Below are 2702 nucleotides of genomic sequence, written 5' to 3' on the forward strand. Positions count from 1 at the left end.
TGGAAGGCATCAATAATGCCCTTTATGATGAACTGAACAGCTATCGATAAAAGCATGAGACCCATTATCCTTCTCGCTACCCGGGTACCGGTCTTTCCAAGGAAGGAAAGTATAGGCTTTGATTTTGCCAGTATTATATACGAGATCACAAAAACCAGAACGATAGTGCCCAACAGGATTATTCTGTTTTGGATGTTCCCGGCCTTATCGAAAAGCACTATGGCTGTGGTGAGTGCGCCCGGACCGGTCAAAAGAGGGATGGCAAGGGGAACGACCGTTATTTCGTCTATTTCCGAACTGGTTTGTTCCTCGTCGGTGGAGGACTGGGTCCTTGTCTTGAGTCCCAGCAGCATCTCGATTGAAATGATCATCAGCAAGATACCGCCGGCAATCGTGAAAGAAAACATGTCGATGCCCAGGAGACGAAAGAACAGGTTACCTGTCACGGTCACTATGAGCAGGGTAATCGCGGCTATGATCGCGGCCTTTTTCATCATGGCCGTCTTCTCAGCTTCATCGAATCTTTCCAGGAGTGTGACAAACAGGGGAACATTCCCTATTGCGTTCACGATCACAAAGAGGGATACGAAGGATTGCAGGAAAAACGTGATACTGTTTGATTTCAATAGAGCGTGGATGACGTCCATCCAAGAATTATATACACGTTTCGAGGAATGTAAATACCTTATTGAGGTTTTTAACCAACCTGGCCCGTTCCGTAGTGCTGAGCCTTTCTCATCCCCCTATCCCCGTTGTGCACTCGCTCCGTATCGTTCGCCGAGTGTGTCTGCGTTAGTGGGAGGTATGGATATCCTGTAGCAAACCGTCGCGAGAGAAAGGCAGCAGAGAGCCGAGGGCAAAGAGATAAACTCCTTAAAGGAATTGCTTCTTTTGTTTCTTACTATTCACCTTTCACCGTTCACTATTCACTGCCTTTTTCTGCTTCATCGTTTCAGGCATGCGGACGGCGATTACCTCCCCGCTGGCGCAGAGAGTATCTTCTGCAAAGACCTCGACGGATACGGATACCTTGCGCTTTCCGACCTCCTTCACCTTCCCCCTTGCCTCGAGCTGAACCCCAAGGGGTGTCGGGTGCAGGTAATCGACCTTTAGAGATGCGGTGACAAAGCGCAGCCTTGGTTCCTCGTCCATGGCCCTGCCTTCCGCGCGGCATGTCGCGGCGGCGGCTGTGCCGACCCCGTGACAGTCGATGAGTGAAGCGATCAGCCCGCCGTAGACAAAGCCCGGTGTGGCAATATGATAAGGCTGCGGTTTGAGGCGGGCAACCGATTCCTCTCCATCCCAATAGCTCCTGATATGAAGACCTGTCTCGTTAAGATTGCCGCACCCGTAGCAATGGCTCAGTTCCTCAGGATAGTAATCCTGGAATGCCTTTTCTTCCATAGTGCTCCCTCGTAACGGTTATTCTTGATCATTCTATTGTATATATTTTTTCTGAATCCCGCAATCAGGAAGAAAATATGGACAACGTTTTTTTGTTATCGCTGAATACGTTTTGACAATAGCATATGTAATCTGATATAGGACTGTAAGCGGGCGAGAGAAAACAGGAATGTATAAAAAATGAAAGGAGCATAGCATGGAGTACCAGCATATCCTTACAAAGACCGGTGATGATTACGTCGGTGAGATCATATTGAACCGGCCGAAGCAGTGGAATGCCTTCAATACTGCCATGGCGAGCGAGCTCGACAGCGCGCTCAGAGAATTTGACAGGGACAGGAACGTCAGGGTTATTCTTCTGAAGGGTGCGGGCAAGGCATTTTGTGTGGGGATTGATGTAAGTGAATTCCCCGGGAAAACAGCCCTTGAATACCGCGACTGGATAGACCACATGGGCAAGGCCCTTGTTACAATGAGTCGCATCAGCAAGCCCGTTATCGCCCAGGTTCACGGCGTGGCGGCGGCTATCGGAGCAGGTCTCGTGGCTGCGGCGGACCTCGCTATTGTATCGGAGGATGCGAAGTTCGGCCTCACGGCGATCAATGTGGGTCTCAACTGTATCGGTCCGGCCGTACCTGTTTCCCGTTCTGTGGGAAGAAAACGGACACTCGAACTCTTGTTATATGGGGATTTGATCGAGGCGCAAAAGGCCCTTGAATTTGGTCTCGTGAACAAGATGGTGTCGATGGAGGAACTCGATCAAAAGGCCCGTGAATGGGCAGCGGTGCTGGCCCGGAAGAGCCCCCTCGCTGTTCAGATGGCGAAAAAGGCATTCTACACGGCAGCGGACATGGACTACTACAAGGCCTCCGAATACATGACCGATAACCTTGCCCGTCTCTGCACAACGGAAGATTCGAAAGAAGGGATCAGCGCCTTTCTGGAAAAAAGACAGCCCCAATGGAAGGGGCGTTAATGTTGATGGACCCGGGATGGGACCCTTTCACATGAACCGGAATGTCCGGCAATAACGTAACGGTGATTCTAAGGCGAAAGCTCTTCTTCGTTCACCACATCTTTTTTGATTACAAACAGGAGTTCCTGGAGTACAGGCAAAACATCCGTTCTGAATCTTCCCGCAACAAGGAGGCGCATAATGTCATCACCGACATTCAACATGCCCTCGTTGATCCAGACCCTGATATCGGCAACGCCTTCCCGGCCTTTCAGGTTATTGACGCAGGCGTCAAGCTTTTCCTTATCATATGACAGCTTCATGGCCCTGACAGTCTTACCAT

General features: G+C 50.3%; 4 protein-coding genes. 1 reads left to right on the forward strand and 3 read right to left on the reverse strand.

Annotated features, from left to right (window positions below):
- Together PHU49_16830 and PHU49_16835 are read right to left on the reverse strand one after the other, a co-directional pair.
- Positions 1-626 (reverse strand): MarC family protein (locus tag PHU49_16830; GenBank protein MDD5245674.1); only part of this gene is annotated, 626 nt, incomplete at its 3' end.
- 286 nt (positions 627-912) lie between these two features.
- A complete protein-coding gene (locus PHU49_16835) occupies positions 913-1404 on the reverse strand; it encodes a PaaI family thioesterase (protein ID MDD5245675.1) in 492 nt (163 codons plus the stop codon).
- A 196-nt stretch (positions 1405-1600) separates the two neighbouring features.
- Here PHU49_16835 and PHU49_16840 point away from each other — a divergent pair, with 196 nt between their 5' ends.
- Entirely contained in the window at positions 1601-2380 is a 780-nt protein-coding gene (locus PHU49_16840) for an enoyl-CoA hydratase-related protein (GenBank protein MDD5245676.1), read from the forward strand.
- 68 nt (positions 2381-2448) lie between these two features.
- Here the strand turns inward: PHU49_16840 and PHU49_16845 are convergent.
- Positions 2449-2702: hypothetical protein (locus PHU49_16845; GenBank protein MDD5245677.1), on the reverse strand; the 254-nt coding region annotated here is incomplete at its 5' end.

This window comes from Syntrophorhabdaceae bacterium (assembly GCA_028713955.1).
Lineage (GTDB): Bacteria > Desulfobacterota > Syntrophorhabdia > Syntrophorhabdales > Syntrophorhabdaceae > UBA5609.